The organism is Halorubrum sp. AJ67, assembly GCF_000513435.1.
Genome location: NZ_CBVY010000002.1, coordinates 190,196 through 192,411 on the forward strand (window position 1 = coordinate 190,196; position 2,216 = coordinate 192,411).

A 2,216-nucleotide genomic window follows, 5' to 3' on the forward strand; every position below is an offset into this window, starting at 1 on the left:
GCCCACGACACGCCGGCGGTGTTCCAGGGCGGCGAGGACGCCGCCGTCGCCGAGGCCTCGTTCAACGCTCGCGGGCGCTTCGGGGCCGCCCGCGACGCCGACACCGTCCGAGTCGTCTCCTGTAACACGACCGCGCTCTCACGGCTGCTCGCGCCGCTTGACGAGGCGTACGGGGTCGAGAAGGCGCGCGTCACCCTCGTGCGCCGCGGCGGCGACCCGAGCGAGACCGACCGCGGCCCGATAAACGATATCCTCCCCGACCCGGCGACCGTCCCCTCCCACCACGGCCCCGACGTGAACGAGATCCTCCCCGACGTCGCGGTCGACACCGCGGCGCTGAAGGCTCCCGTCACGGGGATGCACACCCACAGCGTCAACGTCACGCTGGAGACCGAACCGGACGAGAACGACGTCCGCGACCTGCTCGCCGGCGAGGACCGGATCTTTCTCGTCCCCGCGGCCGCGGGCATCGACGGTGCCGGCGCGTTGAAGGAGTACGCGGCCGACGCGGGACGTCCCCGGGGAGACCTCTGGGAGAACTGCGTCTGGGAGGAGTCGATAAGCGTCACGGGCCGGGACCTCTACCTCTTCCAGAACGTCCACCAGGAGGCCGACGTCGTCCCCGAGAACGTCGACGCGATCCGCGCGATGGCGACCGACGTCGGTCGAGCCGAATCGATGGCGCGCACGAACGAGACGCTGGGCGTGGGTCTCGACAGCCGACTGGGGGACGGCGAACTGGCGCGCGCGGAACTCGCGGCCGACGACTGACGGGTTCGCTCGATTTTCTCACTATCAGTCGGGCCGCGGTCGGTCCGCTTCGCCCGCTACCGGGCGGAGACAGTACTCACTCGGTCGGTCGGGTCACGAGGTACGTCCGCCCGCCGCGGCGTTCGAGGTGGACCTCGCTGCCGTCGACGCGGTTCGCACGGGCCCGGTCCGGGAGGCGGTCGGTTCGACACTCGGTGACGTCCACGCGCGTCGGCGTCACGTACTGCGGTCGGTCGGCGGTGACTGCGCTCATACCTCCCGATCGGGAGGGAACGCTCCTATAACCGAGCCGTCCGCGGAGTGAAAGTGAAAGTGGACGCCTCGGCGTCGGTGCCGGCGAATCCGAGATCGGATCGCGGTCGAACTCCGATCCGGCCTATCGGCGGAGACCGGCCGCTTCGTCGCCGTCGACGAACCGCACCGTGAAGTAGTCGTAGCCGCCGTAGGCGGCGTCGAGCGCGCCCATCCACCAGTTCCACCGCTCGACCAGCGAGGAGCCGTCCGGGGCGTCCTCCATGTGTCCGACCGCCCCGCTTACCGTCAGTCCGTGGCCGCGGTCCTCGGAGGGCCGACCGGAGTCGACGAGGTCGCGGGCCGCTCGCGAGACGGCGCGCCGCTCCGCCTCGGTCCCGCCGAACTCGTCTTCGAGCGCGCGTTCCAGACGCTGTCTGTCCATGTCCGTGTTACGGGACGCGGGTATATGAGTCGCGTGGTAGGGGGTCGCACATCCGGTGCCGTAGCCGGCTCACAGTCGGGCGGCGAGCGCGAGGAAGAGGATTGAGAACGGAGCGGTGAGCAGCGCCAGCGCGATCCCGCCCGCGCCCTCGCCGCCCGCGACGGCCATCAGGAGGCCGACGACGAGCGAGAAGGAGCCGAGAACGGCGAGCGTGACTCGCTCCGGAACGCTCGCGCGGTCCGGCCCGTCGCTCGCCGCCAGCACCGCGTCGAGTGTCGACTCCACCGCGTCCGCCTTCTCGGACGGCACGAACAGCCACGGCGTCGACCGATACCACGCGTTCCCCCGGTAGGCGAGCAGGAACACCGTCGTCCACGGGAAGTCGATCCGGCGGGTCCGCACCACAGAGTCGAGGTCGTCAGTCCGAGTTCGGTCGTGCGTGTGGTCCGTCCGCTCGACGACGCGTTCCGCCGGACTGAGCCGGATCGACGTTCCCTTCGAGCCGGCGAAGATCGGTAGGAACCAGATCAGCGGGAACAGGTAGAACAGTCCGATATCGGTCGGCGACGGTCCCCACACCCAGAGCGTGGCGAGCGGGACGATACCCGCGAGCACCCAGCGGGGACGGATCGATCCCACCGAGAGCGAGTAGTCGCCGAACGTCGACCGGAGCTCCTCGCGGGCCCCCTCGGTCGATCGGTCGTAGGCGATCAGGAGGTATACGAGCGAGAACGGACCGCCGACGAGCAGCAGCACGCCGAGTACCCAC

4 protein-coding genes are annotated in these 2,216 nt (G+C 70.2%); 1 reads left to right on the plus strand and 3 read right to left on the minus strand.

Going from position 1 to position 2,216, the window contains the following annotated elements:
* Positions 1–771: type II glyceraldehyde-3-phosphate dehydrogenase (locus tag BN903_RS02865; RefSeq protein WP_048076292.1), on the plus strand; the 771-nt coding region annotated here is incomplete at its 5' end.
* A 76-nt stretch (positions 772–847) separates the two neighbouring features.
* On the opposite strand, the gene BN903_RS17110 is transcribed toward BN903_RS02865, so the two are convergent.
* The 3 genes from BN903_RS17110 to BN903_RS02875 all read right to left on the minus strand — a co-directional run.
* A complete protein-coding gene (locus BN903_RS17110) occupies positions 848–1,024 on the minus strand; it encodes a hypothetical protein (protein ID WP_195155691.1) in 177 nt (58 codons plus the stop codon).
* A 123-nt stretch (positions 1,025–1,147) separates the two neighbouring features.
* Positions 1,148–1,447: a hypothetical protein gene (locus BN903_RS02870; protein ID WP_048076293.1), complete on the minus strand. Its 300-nt coding sequence runs from the start codon at positions 1,445–1,447 to the stop codon at positions 1,148–1,150.
* Between the two features lie 69 nt (positions 1,448–1,516).
* The coding region (locus BN903_RS02875; RefSeq protein WP_048076294.1) for a hypothetical protein at positions 1,517–2,216 on the minus strand (700 nt) is incomplete at its 5' end.